Consider the following 18,827-nt stretch of genomic DNA (forward strand, 5'->3'; position numbering starts at 1 on the left):
TATCCGGCTGATGTGCGTCACTACACCAGTTGGAAATTTGCCATAGATGACGTGGCGTTTCAAGCAAGAGGTACGGGAGTGAAATACAATCCAACGCCGTCATATCAGACGGCGGTGGACTGGCGACGACCGCAGCGCGATGTTGCAATATCCCATTCTGCGAGTTCATCGCAGATGCGCTCGACGGCTTGCGCTTTTAGCGCCTCGCAAACGGGGTCAGGTTCAATCGCGGTTCGCGCTTTGAATCCCCGGAACGAATTACAAAGTTCATCAACAGCGGCTGGAAGGTCCGTATCCCTGCATTGCAGGACTTTCCGAGCGGCATTCTCTGCTAGCTCGGCAATAGTTGGTATGTTGGGTGGGGTACCGCCACGGCCGGACAAGGCTAGCATTTCCGCCTCGCAGACAGCGTGTCGGCGTTGTCGGGCCATGAAAGCATGTGCCGCTTCTATGTTCCGTTGAGCCGGTGAGGCTGATCCCAGGAGCGCAGCTAATGCCGTTTCCAACCGTCGCTGCTGAGAGCCGCTTGTTTCAGGTGTGGAGTGCGCCTCAATGATCGCCAGAAGGACGTGTTCCAGCACGCTTGATCCATCGCCGAACATGGCGTGATAAGTGGAGTCACTGCCTGACATCTGCCAACTCCAATATCCGTGCCGCGACCTGCTCCACCGGCCCGCGCAAGCGCTCGGCATTCACGACGATATAGCCACCCGTGACGTCGCCATTGGCACGGTGGTTCAGCAGCCGCTTGAGCGCGTAATAGGGAACGTCGAGGCTCTCGGCGATGGTGATGAATGTCCGCCGTAGATCGTGCAGCGTGAAACTGACGCCCGAACCGGCGCTGACGCGGAGCAGGAATTTCTTGGTCTCCATTAGGTGTCCTTGCTTGCCGGGACCGGGAAACACGAAGGGCGACTCGCCCGCCTGCCTGCTGCGCTCATTCAGCAGGTCCACTAGAAAGGACGACAGGGGAAGATTTAACGGATCGCCATTTTTGGTTTTGGGCAGGTGCAGAGTCCGCGCGGCAAGGTCCACGTTCTCCCAGCGCAGCGCCATCAGCTCGCCCCGGCGCATGCCTGTGAACAGCGCCATGAGAAGAAAGTCGCGGGCATAATCCGGCTCGGCCATGACCGCCTTCCACCACATCGGCAGGTCTTGCGCTGTCACCACGGTCTGCCGCCGCTGCTCCCGGTGCCAAGCTCGTGCCTGCGTCAATATTTGCACCGGGTTGGGCGGAAACTCGTCATGGGTCGCTGCGGCGAAATTGTAGACTGACCGCAAATGCCGCATGACGTTGTTGGCGGTAGTCTTGCCCACCTCGGTGGAAAGCTCCTGATGGCGCTTGAGCACCATTTGGCGGGTGATGGAATTGATCGGCTTCTTCCGCCATGCCTTGAGATAGAGCTTCGCAGTGCGCGTATAGTTCAGCACCGTATGGGGCGACAGGTGCGGACGCGCCGCGAAGAAGCTGTCGAATGCATCGGCCAGCGTGACCTTGGTCTCCACCTGCTGTTTCTTTTCGGCGTTGGGATTACGCCCCTCGGCCATTTCGCCGAGCAAGCCGAGTGCTTTCTTGCGGGCAATCTCAGGTGCGAACACATCGGCCCGGCCAATGGTGACGCGGCATGTTTGCCGCTGCACCTGACCCTCGGCAAAATACACTTTGGATTGCTTGCCGACTCGCAGACCGAAGCCGGATAGCAAGGTGTCGCGATAAAAGACCTGACCGTTGTCGGGGAAAGGAATGGCGTCGATAGCCCGACGCGTCAATCGTAGATTTGGCATTGAGACCTCCTTTTGGCCTCAATTCCACCTAGCATCAATAATGTGAAATTACTAGTGATATCAGAGACTTATGACATATTTGGAAGCGTGGTCCTAGAGCAGGAAACGCCATCCAACGCCTGCGCACGCGTGAGCGGACGAACATGAGGGTCGGCAGTTTCAGTTTAGCCCAAGCGCCACGCAAAGCGCCTCTTGAGTTTTCCGATAGTATCGATTACTATAACTATGAAATGACAAACGCACCCTTGAACGAACTCGCTGACATTCGCAACGGAACGGCCTTCAAGGCTGATGCCGAGGGCGTTCCCTTTGTGCAGGGGCGTCACCTTCGCGGCGGGTGTCTGGACGCTGAGGATTTGGCGACGGGGGCTCCGCCCGCTCGCAGTTTTGAGGATGCCCGATTGCAGGCGGGCGATGTGCTTGTTGATACGAGGGGGGCAACAAATTGGTCGGCATTTATCGAGCATGTCGATGCGCCGCTGTTTGCCGTGCTCGACCTCGCAATCGTCCGTTTGAAGGGCGACAATCTGCTGCCCGCCTATCTTGCGCTTTTCCTGAATCTGCCGACCACCCAAAACGCGCTCGCAATGATGCGCAGCACGGCGACGATCCCGCGCTTGGGGCTGGGGGCGCTCGGAGAACTGGAAATCCCGGTGCCGCCCATTCATGTGCAAGAGCTGATGGTCGCGCTCGATAGCGAGCGACGGAAGCAGTTTCAGCTAACGAAGAAACTTGGTGAGGCTCTGGATCGCCTCACTGATGAAATCCTCCGCCGCATGGCTGAGGGTGTGCCCATGCCGGACGGCAATCCAGCATGGGCAATTCACCGCCAGACAAACCTTGCTCGAGGACATCTGGCTAATCCTCCCTTGAAAGAAGGAAACACTACTATGAGCAATAAGAAGTCGCCCGGCAAGGGCGGAACCACGCATGTCGTGCCGGACCCGGACGGCGGCTGGAATGTGAAGCGTGGCGGCGCGAGCCGCGCGTCTGGTCATTTCGACACCAAGCAGCAGGCTGTTGATCGCGCCCGCGAGATCAGCCGCAATGCTCAGAGCGAACTCAAGATCCACAACAAGGATGGCAAGATCGCTCAGTCGGACAGCCACGGCAACGACCCGCGCAGCGTCAAGGGCTAGGCCCGCCACATCAGGAGGGGCGGGTTCGCCAGCCCCTCCATCTCATGGGAAAATTAGAATGACCGACAAGATCAGCCAGAACGATATCAATTCAGCCGCATGGGCCGCCTGCGACACTTTCCGGGGTGTCGTCGATGCCGCGCAATATAAAGACTACATCCTGACCATGCTGTTCCTGAAATACGTTTCTGACGTCTGGCAGGATCATTTCAACGAGTACAAGAAGCGCTTTGGTGACGATGACGAGCGCATCCGCCGCCGTATGGAACGCGAGAAATTCTTCCTGCCGGAAGGCACGTCATTTTATGACCTCCATCGCCAGCGCAATGCCGACAATATCGGCGAGATCATCAATATCGCTCTAGAGAAATTCGAGGACGCCAACAAGCAGAAGCTCGAAGGCGTGTTCCGCAACATCGATTTCAATTCCGAATACAATCTCGGCGAAACCAAGGACCGCAACCGGCGGCTGAAAAACCTGCTTGAGGATTTCAACAAGCCGGCGCTCAACATGAGTCCGTCGCGCGTCAATGAGGACGTGATCGGCGAAACTTACATCTATCTCATTTCCCAGTTCGCCTCCGATGCGGGCAAGAAGGCCGGGGAGTTTTTCACGCCCCGCAAGATTTCCGAGCTTCTGGTGCGCCTTGTCAATCCGCAGCCGGGCAATCGGATTTACGATCCAGCCTGTGGCTCCGGCTCGCTGCTAGTGCGCGCATCCGAACAGGTCGCGGCCAATGCGACGACAGAGCAGGACAAGCGCAATTTCCAGCTTTTCGGCCAGGAGGTGAACAGCGGCACGCGGGGGCTCGCGCGCATGAACATGTTTCTGCACGGGCTAGACAGCGCCGAGATCGAATGGGGCGATACGCTCAACAGCCCGAAACATCTCGAAGGTGATGCGCTGAAACGCTTCGATATCGTCGTCGCCAATCCGCCCTTTTCGCTGAAGAAGTGGAGCGGTGAGGAAAAGAAGAAGGGCAAGGATCAGGACGACGAGGACACAAGCGGCAAGATCGATCCACGCATCGATCCCTATAACCGCTATTTCCGCGGCATCCCGCCGGTCTCCCGGGCCGACTTCGCCTTCATCTCCCATATGGTGGAAAGCGCGCGCCCAAGATCAGGCCGCGTCGGGGTCATCGCGCCGCACGGGGTTTTGTTCCGGGGTGGGGCCGAGGGGCGCATAAGGCAATCGATGATAGAGGAAAATCTTATCGATGCCGTTGTCGGCCTGCCCGCACAATTGTTCTCTTCAACCGGCATTCCGGTATGCATCGTCATCTTCGACCGTGCCCGCGAAAAGGGCGGTGCGCGGGAGGATGTGGAAGATGTGATGTTCATTGATGCATCCCACGATTACGAGCCGAGCAAGAAGCAGAACCAATTGCTCAGCAAGCATCTGGACGGCATCGTCAACGCCTACCGGAACCGCCAACCGGTCGAGCGCTATGCCCGCCCGGTGCCACGTGCCGAAATCGCTGAGAACGGCTTCAACCTCAATATTCCGCGCTATATCGACACCTTCGAGGCAGGAGAAGAAATCGACATCGCCGCCGTTCAGCGCGAAATTGTCGATCTTGAGCAGCAACTGGCCGAGAGTCGTACGCGAATGGATGGCTATTTGCGGGAGCTCGGGCTGGATGTCTAAGCTCAGTGCGCAAAAGCCTAGGTTGGGTGATTATTTCTCCCAACGGACGGAGCCCGGTCGAGAAGGTTTGCCAACGCTCTCGGTAACCCTCCGCGACGGATTGGTATTCAGAGACGATCTGGACCGTAAGACAGATACCTCACTAGAGCATCATGAACACTTGCTCGCGCGCGAGGGCGACATCGCCTACAACATGATGCGGATGTGGCAGGGTGCCAGCGGTCGCGCAGCCACAGACGGTTTGGTAAGCCCTGCCTATGTGGTGCTGCGTCCAACCGACAAAATCGACACTCGCTATGCTGCCCATTGGTTCAAATCGGCTCGAATGGTCTACCTGTTTTGGGCGTACTCGCACGGCCTGACTGAAGATCGCCTGCGACTCTATTATGATGATTTCGCAGAAATTCCCGCAGCACCCCCGCCGCTTCCTATTCAGCGCGGCATCGCCGCCATTCTCGACGAATGGGACAATGCCATCGTGACTGCGAAAAAGCTGGTTGATACGAAGCTAAACCGAGCGAATAAAATTCGCCGGGCAGTCTTCGCCGACATTGCAGACGATGTTGTTCCGCTCTGCGATCTGGCGGATTGTGCGACAGGCGTTTCAGCCCCTCAAGCAAAGTCTGCTTTCTCCGATTCTGGACCTCGATTTGTGCGTGTGAACGACTTGGCTTCGTTCGCAGGCGAAAAGCCGGACGATCCGGAATATTTGGCAGAAGAGTTTGTTCGAAATGCCCGAATGAGGCTCTTTCCAGCGGGCACCGTGCTATTTGCCAAAAGCGGAATGTCGGCAAAGCTTGACCGCGTCGTCCAATTACCCGAGGCCGCGTACATCGTCAGCCATCTGGGCGCTGTGGTCGCGCGCAATCAAGCTTATCAACAGTACGTATTCCATTGGCTTAGCGAAAATCCACCATCCAGTCTTCTGCAGGGAGACGGCTTCCCGTCTTTGCGCATTTCCGAAATCGCTGAGCTAGAGATACCCGACGTTGGTGAAGAGCATGCTGGTTTGATTGGGCAAGCTTTAGATCAAAGTTTTGATTCCGTGCGGTCGGAACGCAGGCGACTCTCTTTGTTGGAGAGGCAGAAACGCGCGCTCATGCAAAAGCTTCTAAGCGGCGATTGGCCGGTGCCGGCGAGCATCGGCCGGCTTCTGCCCGGCGGACAGGAGATTGACGAAGCTGTCGGAGGAGAGGTGCCACATGCGGAGGCCACGGGATGAGTCAAAGCCCGCAATTCCCGATCTCCGAAGCCGGTGGCGTGCAGGTGCAGACGCTGCACCTGCTCGCCAATCTTGGCTGGCGCTACAAGACTCGCGCCGAGTGCGAGGCGGAACGGCGCGGCCGGATGGCTTCAACCCTGCTCGAAGATGTGCTGGCCGAACGGCTGCAAGCGATCAACCGGATCGAGCAGCGCGGCAAGACCTGGGCCGTGACCGACGCCGCCACGCAGGAAGCCATTGGCAAGCTGCAAGCCGCGCTGAGTGACACCAGCAAGGGCGCACAAGCCACCAATGAGACGGTGACCAATCTCCTTCAGCTTGGCACCGGCATCCCCATTACCATCGAAGGGGAAACCAAGAGCCGCCAGCTCGCCTATATCGACTGGCAGCGCCCGGAAAACAATCTGTTCCACATGACGGCGGAGTTTCCGGTTGAGCGCTCCCGCTCGGCCGATACGCGCCGCCCCGACATCGTGCTTTTCATCAACGGTATTCCGGTTGCCGTGATCGAACTGAAGAAATCGGCTGAAGGCAGCGAGCAGGGAATCAGCCAGAGCATTCGCAATCAGGGTGCAGACGAAATCCCGCGCCTCTTCGCCTCGGCGCAAATCCTGCTCGCCGCCAACCCATCCGATCCCCGCTATGCGACACCTGGAACGCCGAAGCAGTTTTGGGCGAAATGGCGTGAGAAGGAAATCAGCGAGCGCCGTATTGGCGAACTGGTGAATACGCCGCTCGACCCTGCGGAAGCCAGCGCCATCTTTGCCGACTTCTCGCCACATCGCCGCCGCCATGAAGGTCTGATGGACGGTGCCGACGGTCGTCTGCCGACGCCGCTCGACAACACGCTCGTTGCGCTTTTTTCAAAGGATCGCGTCATCGATCTGATCCGCTCCTACACCCTGTTCGATAGCGGCATAAAGAAGATCGCCCGTTATCAGCAATATTTCGGGGTGAAGGCTGCCCTTTTGCGCCTGTCGAAATATGACGACCATGAGCGCCGCAAGGGTGGCGTGATCTGGCACACACAGGGTTCCGGCAAGTCGCTGACGATGGTGATGCTGGCCAAGGAGATTGCCAATCTGGTCGACAATCCGCGCATTGTGCTGGTGACCGACCGGCGCGATCTCGACCGTCAAATCCGCGATACCTTCAAGGCGACCGGCTTGGATGTTCGACAAGCCACCACGGGGCGGCACCTGCTCGATCTTGTCGAGGAAAAGGCGGGGATCGTCACCACCCTCATTCACAAATTCAAATCCGGCCTGCGCGCCCGCGAAACCATCGACCAAAGCCGCGACGTGTTCCTGCTCGTCGACGAAAGCCATCGCAGCCAGACCATCAAGGATGACGAGAGCCTGCACAAGCAGATGCGCAAGGTGTTTCCGAACGCCTGCTATATCGGCTTTACCGGCACGCCATTGCTGAAGAAAGAGCGCTCGACCTTCGACCGCTTCGGCGGGCTGATTCATGCCTACAAAATCGACGAAGCTGTCGAGGACGGGGCTGTCGTGCCGCTGCTCTATGAAGGGCGGCTGGTGGAAACCGATGTCGATGAAAAGGCGCTTGATCGTTGGTTCGAGCGCCACACCAAGGGGCTGTCGGCTGACCAGATTGCCGAACTCAAACGGAAGTTCTCGCGCGGCCGGGAAGTCTTGAGCGCTGAGCCCTATCTTGTCGAAATTGCTGCCGATGTGTCCGAGGACTTCTCACGGAACTGGAAGGCGACCCCTTACAAGGGTCAGCTGGTGGCGCAGAGCCGCCGCGCGGCGGTGATCCTCAAGAAGCTGCTCGACACCTTTGGCGACGTCACCAGCGAAGCGGTGATTTCACCCGGAGATGACAGGGACAATCACGAGCAGGTCAACGAAGAGCCAAGCGACGAAGTCGATAAATTCGTCAAACAGGTCAAAGCCAATCACGGCTCTGTCGAGCGCTATGAAGAACTTGTCATCGAACGCTTCAAGGGCGATGGCGACCCGGATATCCTCATCGTTGTCGACAAGCTTCTCACTGGCTTCGATGCGCCGCGCAACCGGGTTCTCTACCTAACCAAGAAACTCAAAGAGCACGGTCTGTTGCAGGCCATCGCCCGTGTGAACCGGCTCTATGAAGATGACACCGGGGAGAAGAAGGAATTCGGCCACATCATCGACTATGCCGGAATTCTTGGTGAGCTTGATGCGGCGCTAACGCAGTATTCCGCGTTCGAAGGCTATGACGAGGCCGATGTCGCGGACGCGCTGCACGCGATCCGCAAGGAAACCGATACGCTGCCTGACAAACACGCGGCGCTCCTTGATCTCTTCAAAGCGATCCGCAATCAGCACGATCAGGAAGCGTTCGAGTCCTCGCTTGCAGACGATCTTCGGCGGCAGGATTTCTATGATCGCCTTCGGGAGTACGCGAAAGCGCTGCAACTGGCCTTTTCGTCCGAGACCTTTACGCAGACCACCGATCAGCGCGTCATTGATGGCTACAAGGCCGACCTCAAGCGGTTCGAGAATCTGCGGCGTGCCGTTGCCCGGCGCTATGCCGATCGGCTCGACGACGCCAACTCGAAGGAACTCGACGCCAAAATAAAAGCGCTTCTGGACAAGCACATCACGACAGATGGCGTCGTTCCCATCGTCGCAGCGGTCAATATTTTCGACGATGCCGGTTTTCGGCAGGTCGTGCTTGAAGAAACCGGGAGCCTTGCCGCCAAGGCCGACGCCATTGCGAGCGCGACAGCCAAGACCATCACCGAGAAAATGGACGACGACCGGGTCTTCTATGAGCGCTTCTCCAAGATGATCAAGGACACGATCGAGGAGTTTCGCGCCGGTCGTCTCAGCGAGCAGGACTATTTCCAGCGCGTGCAGGATATCCGCAACGGCGTGGTCAACCGCAACGCCGCAGATGATGTTCCAGCCCGCCTGAAGGGCAACGAGTCGGGAAGCTCCATCTACCGCAATCTCATCGACGGTTTCGCCAGTGTCGTGCCGCCGAACGAAGCGTCAGACTTTGCCGAGAAAACCGCAGTTGCGTTCGACGAGATCATGCGTCGGCATCGCAAGATCGGCTGGCAGGATGACCCGGACACTCTAAATGAAATTCGCAACGCGATGGACGATTTCCTCTACGACGAAATCAAGAACGCGCATGGACTTTACGGTCTCCAAACCGACGCGATGGACACAATGATCGACAGTGCCCTTGGCATCGGTCGCCGGCAGTTGAAGTTCTAGATGTCCGGGGAGTTCACAGCACACAGGATCGAACTCGGGGGGCAGATTGTGCCCTACGCGCTGAAACGCTCCACTCGGAAAACACTGAGCATCACAGTGTTTCCGGATGGACGTATCCTTGCAGTTGCCCCCATGTCATCCGACCTGGAAGCCATAGAGCAGCGGCTTCGGCGGCGCGGTCGCTGGGTTCTGCGAACCAAACGAGAGTTTGAGCAGTTTCGTCCGATCACCCCGCCGCGCCAATATGTTCCAGGCGAGACCCATCGCTATCTGGGGCGGCAATTCAGGTTGCTTGTGGAGCAGTCCTTGCGCTCAGACGTCGCCATAGAGGGGGACAGGATCGCAATCAGATATCCCAGCATACGATCTGCCGAGAAAACTGAAGAGCTCCTGAAGGCTTGGTTTCAACGTCAAGCACGGCAAATTCTCTTGGAGCGTTTAGCATCGCTGTCGAGAGCTTTTCCGGAAATCGACGATGCGCCGAGATTGACCGTGCGCAAGCTGACCAAGCGTTGGGGCAGCATGTCTCAAGACGGAACGCACATGTTGCTCAATACCCGGTTGATTGAAGCGCCTGTCGACTGCATCGATTACGTCATAATTCACGAGCTTTGCCACGTTCAGGAACCGCATCACGGTCCTGCCTTCTTTGAGTTGTTGGAGCAGAAGCTTCCCAATTGGGAGCGGCGCAAGAATCGCCTTGAGAGTATGATGGTGTAGTGTTGTATTCATTCCGGGGGATTTGATTGATGAGCGATATTAAACTGTTCAGGACAGAGACGAGCGCAGTCACCGAACTTCGCGGCAGCGCGGTTGCGCTCGAAAAATCGCTCCAAACCCTCATCGAACGTAATATGGACGCGTTTCTCGGCGTGCGGTTTCTCGCATCCGAGTTCTCCACGAGCAATGGCGGGCGCATGGACTCGCTCGGCATCGACGAGAACGGTTCGCCAGTCATCATTGAGTACAAGCGGGCCAGCAACGAGAACGTCATCAACCAAGGCCTGTTCTACCTCGACTGGCTGATGGATCACCGCCGCGATTTCGAATGGCTGGTTCTAGAGCGCTTCGGCGCCGAAGAGGCCAAAGCAGTCGATTGGACAACGCCCCGGCTGATCTGCATCGCCGGCGATTTCACCAAATACGACGCTCATGCGGTCAACCAGATGAACCGGAATATCGCGCTGGTTCGCTACCGCCGCTTTGGCGACGAACTCTTGCTTTTCGAACTGCTGACCTCGGCATCGGAACGGCCCGCGCGCGAAATTCCTGTCAGTGGCGACGCCCAAGGCGAGCCTGCTTCAGCCCGGCCCCGATCTCGCCAGAAAACTGTTACGCAATACCTCGCGGACGCTGACCAAGAACTTGTCGATCTCTACGAGGCGACGAAGGCGTACCTGCTGGCGCTGGGCGATGATGTCGAGCTGAAGACCCTCGACAACTACGTCGCCTTTCGCCGTCTGAAGAACTTCGCCTGCGTCGAGGTCAAACCGCAGATCAGGCATCTTAAAGTTTTCGTCAAAGTCGATCCCGACAGCATTGAACTTGAACCCGGCTTTACCCGTGACGTGCGCAACATCGGCCATTTCGGCACTGGCGATCTTGAAATCATCATCACTGATGTCGCCACACTGGACAAAGCCAAGCCATTGATGGACCGCAGCTATGACGGAGCGTGATGTGGTACCAGATGTTGGAGCGCTTTCAGGGGAGTTGCCAAGGGTTGGAAAGTCCGTGCTACGTGGTGAACTGCGTGGCAAAGGCTTCGTCAGCCCGCCGCTCAAAATAAGCAAAAATGGCTTCGATAATCTTCGAGTAGACACCGCGTTGGACCAGCATTCTCGCTGCATATCGGTCTTCTCAGAAGAACGTTCCTGCAATTGGCAGGTGTGAATGTCTAAGCGGCTATCAAAGGAGCGGTTTGATCTCTTCGCGATCGGCACCCGGCTGTCGCCGACCTCGCTTGTAGCTGACGAACTCTCCTACTGGTCGGACTTGGATGAGAACGTTATCGGTGTTGTTTTCCGGGACAAGGTTGACAACGATTTCGGCTGGTCGCTGATGGTCCGTGATCGACTTGGACGTTTTCGCGGTGTTCACCTTGACGTCAGCGTGAAATCGCGGCGGCTTGCGGAAGCAGGGTTGCGCCTGAAGATTTCCCACGTGAGTAGGCATGCTGATCTGAAAGAGCTCGGCATTCAGGGCGATGAGACAAATGCACCCATCGACCTGCTTGAGGTGCTTCCTGGAACGCATAGATCGCAACTTCATCCATACTTTCTAGAGCTTCTGGAACAGTCAGGACGAGCACCAGCGCGGGCCGTCTTGCGCGAGATTGGCCCATGGCTAACCGCTACAGACCCGCATTTCGTGCAGGAGTTTCAGCGGCATCAATTCGATCAGCGTTTATGGGAGCTCTACCTATGGGCTTCCTTTCGAGAAGGTGGATACGATGTTGAGCATCTCACTGCACCGGACTTCCGTTGCCGCGCGCCTGGTCTTGCATTTACCGTCGAAGCCACCACCGTTGCGCCCTCCAAAAATGGCGTTCTTGCAAAGCACCCCGATCCCAAAACTCCGGAAGAACTGGATGCCTTTCTGGCGGATTATATGCCGATCAAGTACGGAGGATCTTTAACGAACAAACTGCACAGGAAATCTGCTGCGGGAAGGGCGTACTGGGAAGAGGATGATGCCGCTGGGTTACCGTTTGTCATTGCTCTTGCAGATTTCCATAAGCACGCAAGCGAGAACGAACTGGGCTCGATGACATATACGCAATCCGCGATCTGGCCATACCTCTACGGGTTCACAGCGAAATGGTCGAAGGTCGATGGGAAGCTCGTCGTAGAAGAGCAACCGAACGAAATTCACTCCTATGGCTCAAAGACAATAGAATCTGGCTTTTTCAACCTCCCGGGCGCTGAAAATGTATCAGCGGTGTTGTTCTCGAATGCGGGGACGATCGCTAAATTTGATAGGCTAGGGGTACTTGCAGGATACGCCCCCCAGAAACACAAATATCTACGAGTAGGCGTTCGTTTCGACCCAGATCCAAACGCCGTTGTGGGTAAGAGATTTGTTGCAGAGGTAGGCTCAGAAGGCTACTCGGAAGGTTGGGCTGACGAGCTACAAGTTTTTCATAATCCCAATGCTTTACACCCCTTGCCCATTGAGTGCTTTGGTGGTTTGCAGCAACATTTTTTCGAAGACGGAAAGATGAAGACGTACTATGGGCATGAGGCAGTTATCACGTCTCATACGATCATCTTACAGACCACCGATTCTGAGCCTCAAGAAGCAAAAAGCTCGTGACATCCCGACATCCACAGGCTCCCACCCCCGCCCAAAATGCTCGAACCCGTTGATAGGGTGAGGTCCGGCAGAACAGGCCAGATTGGCGATTAGTAGGGCAAATCGGGATTAGCATTTGGCTAGTAGGTTCGCGGGGTCAAAGTGGTGGCAACGTGGTGACACGATGTGCTACCTTTCACTCTGGGAAAGCGAAGCGAGGCCAACGGCTTGTGCAAGCACATCCAACCTGCTGACATCACATCTAACCATCTGATATCGTTACGAAAAACAATTCGTAATGACGGGGTCACGTGTTCGAGTCACGTAAGCGGCACCACTTCCTCTTTTTTATCCATATCGATCTCATTACGGCAGACGGTCTGGCATCAATTCGCCGCTGCTGCCGCCACGCGTTTGCCGCCGCGGATATTGATCCAGTTGGCAAGGATGATGATGCCGCCGCCGAGCAGGATGAAGGCATCGGCCTTTTCGCCGAACAAGAGCGCGCCGATGAGGACGATCAGCGGCAGCCGGGCAAAATCTATCGGCATGACGAAACTCGCCGGCGCAAGTGACAGCGAGATGGTCAGGCAATGATGCGCCAGCAATCCGGCAGCGCCGATCACCAGCAGCCATGGCAGCGTTGCGAGTGTCGGCCAGGCGATCGAGGTCTGTAACACGAGCGCGACAAACCCGAAGCAAAGTTGAATTCCGGTCAACCAGAACAGGATCGAGACGATGCTTTCGTGACGGGTCAGCGCCTTGGTCATGATGATGGTTGCGGCGAAGAAGACCGCCGACATCGCCGCCGTGATCAATCCGGGATCCAGTGAGCCAAAATCCGGTCTTGCGACAACCAGAATGCCGACAAAGCCAAGGCACGCCGCAACGATCTTGGATCCGGTCAGCCGCTCGCCGAGAAACGCGAAGCTCAACAGGATGACCCAGACGGGCGTCGTGAACTCCAGCGCGAACACCTGCGCAAGCGGTATCGCCGCAAGAGCGAAGAACCAGAGGTTTTGCCCGGTGAAGTGAAACAGGTTGCGAAAGAAATGTTGCTTCAGCCGTGCGCCCTGGATCTCGCCAAGCCTGCGGCTGGCGGCGCCGAGCCCGAGGACGATGAAAAGGCCGACCAGCGACCGGAATGCCATGATCTCGAAGGTCGAGTGAACCTGCGAGACATACCGGCCCGCAACCGCCATCGCGGAGAACGACGTGATCGATCCGCACATCCACAGTGCCGCCTGCAGTGGCCGGTAGGTTTGGGGCATGCGCGGGACTCTCCATTGCTCCACGCATGTGACCCACGCGCCGAAGACTGAATGATGGTGACACGGGTTTAGGCCAACATGGCGGCGGCGACAATGACCCCGTCCGCCGGACAATCGGAATTGCCATAGCAAATCGACCGTCAGGCGGAAAACGCGCGGTTTGCCCATTTGCGCTTCCGCGCGTCAGGCCTTACCGTCCCGAGCGCGACAAGGTGCGGGAGAGTGGTAGCATGCATGTCTTGATTATCGGCGCGGCGGGGATGATCGGCCGCAAGTTCACAGATGCGATCGTGCGTTCGGGTGGGCTGGGCGGGCGTAATGTGGGCAAGCTGACGCTGGCCGACGTGGTCGAGCCCCAGACTCCAGCCGGGTTTCCAGGCGAGGTCGCAAGCCTGGCGCTCGATATTTCCGGTCCCCGCGCGGCGCCGCAACTGGTCGCCGGACGGCCCGATCTGATTGTTCACCTGGCTGCCATCGTCTCGGGCGAGGCCGAACAGGACTTCGACAAGGGTTACCGGATCAACCTCGACGGCACCCGCTATCTGTTCGACGCCATCCGGCATCTCTCCCGGACGGACGGCTATTGCCCGCGTCTGGTGTTTGCCTCCTCGGTGGCGGCCTTTGGCGCGCCGTTGCCCGACGAGATCGACGACACCTTCCTGACCGCGCCGCTGACCAGCTACGGCACGCAGAAGGCGATCGGCGAACTGCTGCTGCAGGATTACACCCGCCGCGGCTTTTTCGACGGCATGGCCATCCGCCTGCCGACGATCTGCATCCGCCCCGGTCTGCCGAATGCCGCGGCATCCGGGTTCTTCTCCGGCATCCTGCGTGAGCCGCTGGCCGGCAAGCCCGCGATACTGCCTGTCCCTGATACGGTGAGGCACTGGCACGCCAGTCCGCGCGCCGCAGTCGGCTTCCTCACCCATGCCGCGACCATGGACACGGGTCCCGTCGGGCATCGCCGGGCGCTCAACATGCCCGGAGTATCGGCCACCGTGGCCGAGCAGATCGAGGCGCTGCGGCAGATTGCAGGCGACAAGGCGGTCGCACTCATCCGCCGCGAACCCGCACCCGAGATCATGCGCATCGTATCGGCCTGGCCGCGCAGCTTTGCGCCCGAGAGGGCGCTGGCGCTCGGCTTCCGGGCGGAGTCCTCGTTCGACGAGATCATCCGCATCCATATCGAGGATGAGATGGGCGGAGAAATCCGGGTCTGACCCGGTCTGGCCCTACTCGACCTGGGCTGTCACCTCGATCTCGATCAGCATTTCCGGACGGATCAGCTGGCAGACGATCATCGTTGCCGCCGGATCGATGCCGCCCAGGTGTTCGGCCAAGACCGGCGCCACTGCATCGAAATGTTCGGGCTTGGTGACATAGTATCTCACCCGCACCACGTCGCTCAGGCTGGCATCGAGTGCCGCCAGCGAGGCGGCAATCGTGGTGAAGCAGTTGCGCGCCTGGTCGGCGACATCCGCCGGCATTTCCATCGCGCTGTAATCATAGCCGGTGGTGCCCGACACGTGGACGAACGGGCCCTGACGCACCGCGCGGGAATAGGCTGCCGCCTTCTCGAACGGCGAGCCGGTGGAATGTTTGCGTCTTTCGCTCATTCAGCCATTCCTGTCGCGTCTTCTCAGACGTGGGCCCAATCCATGTAGAGTTCGCGGGCTTTGCGGCCCGTCGGCCCTGCCTGCAGTTCCCGGTCCTCGATCTTGATCACGGGAACCACCTTGGAGTGGTTGCCGGTCGAGAAGATCTCGTCGGCATCCATGAAATCAGAAACAGTGAGGGATTTCTCCACCACTTCGGTGCCCGCCTCGCGCAAAAGCTTGATCGTCCGCGACCGGGTGATGCCGGTCAGGAAGGTTCCGTTCGGCGCCGGCGTGAACACCACGCCGTCCTTGACCATGAAGATGTTGGAGGTGCCGGTTTCGGCGACATTGCCGAGCATGTCGAGCACCAGCGCGTTGTCGAAGCCGCGCGACTTGGCTTCCATTACGGCCCGTCCGTTGTTGGGATAGAGGCATCCCGCCTTGGCATTGGTCGGCGCGGTTTCATAGGTCGGGCGCCGGAACGGCGAGACGGTGACCGAAAAGCCGGACGAGGCGATCATCGGGCTTTCGAACAGGCACAGGCAGAAGCGTGTCGAGTCCGGATCGGCCGGCACCGACATGTAGCCGCCGTGCTCTGCCCAGTACATCGGCTTGATATAGACGGCGGTCTTGCCGTCGAACTTCTTCAGTCCTTCGCGCGCCAGCCCTTCGATCGTTTCGGCTTCCATGGTGGCGCGCATCCCCAGCGCATCGGCCGAGCGGTTGACCCGCGCGCAATGCAGATCGAGATCCGGTGCCACGCCGTCAAACCAGCGCGCGCCGTCAAACACCGTCGAGCCCAGCCACATGGCGTGGCTGACCGGGCCGATCAACGGCGGGTTGCCTTCAAGCCACTCGCCATCGACATAGGTCCAGGTCTTGGTGCGGGCTTGGGTATTGACGGCCATGATGTCCTCCTGCCGATACGATCTCTGTGAACGGACATTCGACCGCCGCCGCCCCCGTCGTCAAGTCATCACCTCGCGACAAACAGACAGCGTCCGGTCAATCGCACGATCCTTGCGCATTGTGGCCCCGCGGGGAAACTTTTGGACCCGGCGGATGTTCGGCGAACCGGAACAGGGTTGGCGCTTGACTGTTGCACTGCAACACGGGCATCGTAAGCGGATTGCACGAGGAATATCGAAATGGCCTATGCCGCATACGTCTTTGATGCCTATGGAACCCTGTTTGACGTCCATTCCGCGGTGCGTCGCCATGCGGACGCGGTCGGACCGGACGGGCAACTGCTGTCGGAGATCTGGCGGGCCAAGCAACTCGAATACTCCTGGACGCGGGCGCTCATGGGTCAATGGCGCGATTTCTGGGCGCTGACCGAGGAAGCGCTCGATCATGCCTTCGAACGTGTCCCCAGCGCCGACAAGAGCCTCAGGCCGCAATTGCTCGACGCCTATTTCAAGCTCGATTGTTATCCGGAAGTTCCCGCCGTGCTGAAGGCGCTGAAAGCCACCGGCGCCCGCGTTGCGATCCTGTCGAACGGCTCCGTGAAGATGCTGGATTCGGCTGTCACCAATGCCGCGCTCGACACCGTCATCGACGATGTCTTCTCCGTCGACGAACTCAAGACCTTCAAGACCGACCCGGCAGTCTATGACATGGTCACAACCGCCTACCGTCTCTATCCTGGTGCGGTGTCGTTCCAGTCGTCCAACCGCTGGGATGTCGCCGGCGCCACCAAGTTCGGTTTTCGCACGGTGTGGATCAACCGGGCCAAGATGCCCGATGAGTATCGCGACCTGTCGCCTTCGCTGATCCTGCCCGACCTCAACGGTGTCGAATAGGGCCGCGGCCGGTCGCACTGCCATTCATCGGCCTATCATGTAGATGTTATCACGAAACGCGATTGCTGTGGCAAGTTCGCCACAAGCCAGGCGTGGGAAAGTCACAATCGGAACTCAAATATGCCCCAGCGCGTTGAGTCGGGCCGGGGAGCACTCCGGACGGATATCGGCGACGATTTCGATCTCTTGAGACTTGAGGACTTTCCGCGACATGACCGGACCAAATCAAAAAGACCTGAACCTGTCCGGTGTTGCCGGAAACGATAGCGTGGCGCGTCCTCTCTCCCGGCGCCGGTTCCTGGCGCTTGGCTCTGCCGCAACTGCCACGCTTGCCGGCTGCGCCGGACCGCAGACCACCCAGCAATTCATGACCGACACCCAGCCAGTCTTTCGTGAGCCCACCAACCGAGGCTCCGGACTGAGTGCTGTTTCATCCTATTACGACAGCATGTACGGCCCGAAGCTCGACGAACCCTTCCCGTTGCCGGCCATTCCATATCAGGAAATCGATCCGGCGTTTCTTCGCCAGGAGGTGGCCGATCCGACAGGCGAGCGGCCCGGAACCCTTGTCGTCGATACCTCCCAGCGCTTCCTCTATCTGGTCCGGGAAAACGGCAGGGCCATGCGCTATGGCGTCGGTATCGGCCGCGAGGGATTTGCCTGGTCGGGCCGCGCCATCGTGCAGTGGAAGCAGAAATGGCCGAAATGGACCCCGCCCCAGGACATGATCGCCCGCCAGCCGGAACTCGAGCGTTATTCGGCAGCAAACGGCGGCATGCCGCCCGGCCTCGACAATCCGCTCGGCGCCCGTGCGCTCTACATCTTCCAGAACGGTGAGGACACGCTTTACCGCCTGCATGGCAGTCCGGAATACCGGTCCATCGGCAAGGCCGTGTCGTCGGGCTGCGTGAGGTTGATCAACCAGGATATCTGCGACCTCTATGACCGTGTCCCGACCCGGACTCCCATTCTGGTCGTCTGAGCGCCGCCCGCCTTCGGGCCGAATCCGGTTCGGATAGGCCTCCATGCTTGAGGTATGCTGCCCTGCCGCCAGGATCTCGGGAAAGGCGTTGCTGGAGCGTAGGCACCGGCAGTTGAGCGCTGTGGCCGCTTTGTGCTATCGGAAGCGATGATTGATTTCGCGGCGGGAAACATGGTCCCTGATCGCTGACCGGGGAAAAGCAATGCGACAGGGTGTCCGTTGGCTCGTGGCGGTCGCAGCTGTGTCGGGCCTTCTCGTCCCGGCAGGATGCGTGCAGCAGGATTACGGCTGGGCGACGTCATACCGGCCCGACCACAATGCGAAGATCCCGGTGGTCATGCCGCAGCAGGCGCCGTCGATCTCGCAGCAGTTCTACCGTGATCCCGACGGGTCCGGACATCTCGGAATCGACATCATCGACAAGATCGGCACGCCCGTGCTCGCGGCAGCCGGAGGCCAGGTGATCGATTCCTATTTCGAGCCCGCCTACGGCAATCGGATCACCATCGACCACGGGCCGAATGCGGACGGTTTGCGGATGATGACCGTCTACAAGCACCTCAACAGCCGCGGCGTGTCGCAGGGCGCCAAGGTGGAGCGTGGCCAGCAGATCGCCACGCTCGGTAACACCGGTGCGCTGGCCGGCGGGCTTCCGCATCTGCATCTCGAGGTGCGCCGCGAGGTCAGGCCTCAGGTCTTCCGGGCAATCGACCCGAACACAGTTTGGGCGGGCGGAGTGGGGCAGGTTACCTGCTTCGATCCCACAGCACCCATCGAGCCCGGCGCCTTCCGTATCACCTATCCTGTCCGATGCCGCTGAGGGCAGGGGGCGGCGGAACCAGTTCCATCCGGA

At 58.8% G+C, this 18,827-nt stretch carries 16 protein-coding genes and 1 pseudogene; 11 read left to right on the forward strand and 6 right to left on the reverse strand.

Features of this window, described 5'->3' with window-relative positions:
• Positions 1–104 precede the first annotated feature (104 nt).
• From O4H62_RS20875 to O4H62_RS20885, 3 genes and pseudogenes are all read right to left on the reverse strand, one after another.
• On the reverse strand, positions 105–632 hold the full coding sequence (locus O4H62_RS20875; RefSeq protein ID WP_269390771.1) for a hypothetical protein: 528 nt from the start codon (positions 630–632) through the stop codon (positions 105–107).
• On the reverse strand, positions 619–1,506 hold the full coding sequence (locus tag O4H62_RS20880) for a tyrosine-type recombinase/integrase (RefSeq protein WP_269390920.1): 888 nt from the start codon (positions 1,504–1,506) through the stop codon (positions 619–621). The genes O4H62_RS20875 and O4H62_RS20880 overlap by 14 nt, the downstream gene beginning before the upstream one ends.
• Before the next feature lie 12 nt (positions 1,507–1,518).
• Positions 1,519–1,785 (reverse strand): annotated as a pseudogene (locus O4H62_RS20885) (integrase arm-type DNA-binding domain-containing protein); the annotation flags it as partial.
• 245 nt (positions 1,786–2,030) lie between these two features.
• Here O4H62_RS20885 and O4H62_RS26540 point away from each other — a divergent pair.
• From O4H62_RS26540 to O4H62_RS20920, 7 genes are all read left to right on the forward strand, one after another.
• Positions 2,031–2,924: a DUF2188 domain-containing protein gene (locus tag O4H62_RS26540; protein ID WP_269390772.1), complete on the forward strand. Its 894-nt coding sequence runs from the start codon at positions 2,031–2,033 to the stop codon at positions 2,922–2,924.
• Between the two features lie 58 nt (positions 2,925–2,982).
• Entirely contained in the window at positions 2,983–4,575 is a 1,593-nt protein-coding gene (locus O4H62_RS20895; protein WP_269390773.1) for a type I restriction-modification system subunit M, read from the forward strand.
• The gene (locus O4H62_RS20900; RefSeq protein ID WP_269390774.1) at positions 4,568–5,797 is read left to right on the forward strand and encodes a hypothetical protein; all 1,230 of its coding nucleotides are present in this window, start codon (positions 4,568–4,570) and stop codon (positions 5,795–5,797) included. Before O4H62_RS20895 ends, O4H62_RS20900 begins: the two co-directional genes overlap by 8 nt.
• Positions 5,794–9,027 carry a type I restriction endonuclease subunit R gene (locus O4H62_RS20905; protein ID WP_269390775.1) on the forward strand — a complete coding sequence of 1,078 codons (3,234 nt, stop codon included), beginning with the start codon at positions 5,794–5,796 and terminating at the stop codon, positions 9,025–9,027. Before O4H62_RS20900 ends, O4H62_RS20905 begins: the two co-directional genes overlap by 4 nt.
• Complete coding sequence (locus O4H62_RS20910; protein ID WP_269390776.1) at positions 9,028–9,747, forward strand: M48 family metallopeptidase; 720 nt, start codon at positions 9,028–9,030, stop codon at positions 9,745–9,747.
• 29 nt (positions 9,748–9,776) lie between these two features.
• A complete protein-coding gene (locus O4H62_RS20915; RefSeq protein ID WP_269390777.1) occupies positions 9,777–10,706 on the forward strand; it encodes a DUF5655 domain-containing protein in 930 nt (309 codons plus the stop codon).
• Between the two features lie 214 nt (positions 10,707–10,920).
• Positions 10,921–12,342, forward strand: a complete 1,422-nt coding sequence (locus tag O4H62_RS20920; protein ID WP_269390778.1) for a hypothetical protein — start codon at positions 10,921–10,923, stop codon at positions 12,340–12,342.
• 365 nt (positions 12,343–12,707) lie between these two features.
• On the opposite strand, the gene O4H62_RS20925 is transcribed toward O4H62_RS20920, so the two are convergent.
• On the reverse strand, positions 12,708–13,592 hold the full coding sequence (locus tag O4H62_RS20925) for a DMT family transporter (protein WP_269390780.1): 885 nt from the start codon (positions 13,590–13,592) through the stop codon (positions 12,708–12,710).
• Positions 13,593–13,822: 230 nt separating this feature from the next.
• Here O4H62_RS20925 and denD point away from each other — a divergent pair, with 230 nt between their 5' ends.
• Complete coding sequence (denD, locus tag O4H62_RS20930; protein WP_269390783.1) at positions 13,823–14,812, forward strand: D-erythronate dehydrogenase; 990 nt, start codon at positions 13,823–13,825, stop codon at positions 14,810–14,812.
• A gap of 12 nt (positions 14,813–14,824) precedes the next feature.
• On the opposite strand, the gene O4H62_RS20935 is transcribed toward denD, so the two are convergent.
• Both O4H62_RS20935 and O4H62_RS20940 read right to left on the reverse strand, forming a co-directional pair.
• A complete protein-coding gene (locus O4H62_RS20935) occupies positions 14,825–15,208 on the reverse strand; it encodes a RidA family protein (RefSeq protein ID WP_269390784.1) in 384 nt (127 codons plus the stop codon).
• A 23-nt stretch (positions 15,209–15,231) separates the two neighbouring features.
• A complete protein-coding gene (locus tag O4H62_RS20940; RefSeq protein WP_269390786.1) occupies positions 15,232–16,098 on the reverse strand; it encodes a branched-chain amino acid aminotransferase in 867 nt (288 codons plus the stop codon).
• A 240-nt stretch (positions 16,099–16,338) separates the two neighbouring features.
• Between O4H62_RS20940 and O4H62_RS20945 the strand changes: the two genes are divergently transcribed.
• From O4H62_RS20945 to O4H62_RS20955, 3 genes are all read left to right on the forward strand, one after another.
• Positions 16,339–16,992: a haloacid dehalogenase type II gene (locus O4H62_RS20945; RefSeq protein WP_269390788.1), complete on the forward strand. Its 654-nt coding sequence runs from the start codon at positions 16,339–16,341 to the stop codon at positions 16,990–16,992.
• 211 nt (positions 16,993–17,203) lie between these two features.
• Positions 17,204–17,974: a L,D-transpeptidase gene (locus tag O4H62_RS20950; protein WP_269390789.1), complete on the forward strand. Its 771-nt coding sequence runs from the start codon at positions 17,204–17,206 to the stop codon at positions 17,972–17,974.
• Positions 17,975–18,176: 202 nt separating this feature from the next.
• The gene (locus O4H62_RS20955) at positions 18,177–18,794 is read left to right on the forward strand and encodes a M23 family metallopeptidase (protein ID WP_269390790.1); all 618 of its coding nucleotides are present in this window, start codon (positions 18,177–18,179) and stop codon (positions 18,792–18,794) included.
• The last annotated feature ends 33 nt before the right edge of the window (positions 18,795–18,827 follow it).

The sequence above is a fragment of the Parahoeflea alexandrii genome, assembly GCF_027214025.1.
Taxonomy (GTDB): domain Bacteria; phylum Pseudomonadota; class Alphaproteobacteria; order Rhizobiales; family Rhizobiaceae; genus Hoeflea; species Hoeflea alexandrii_A.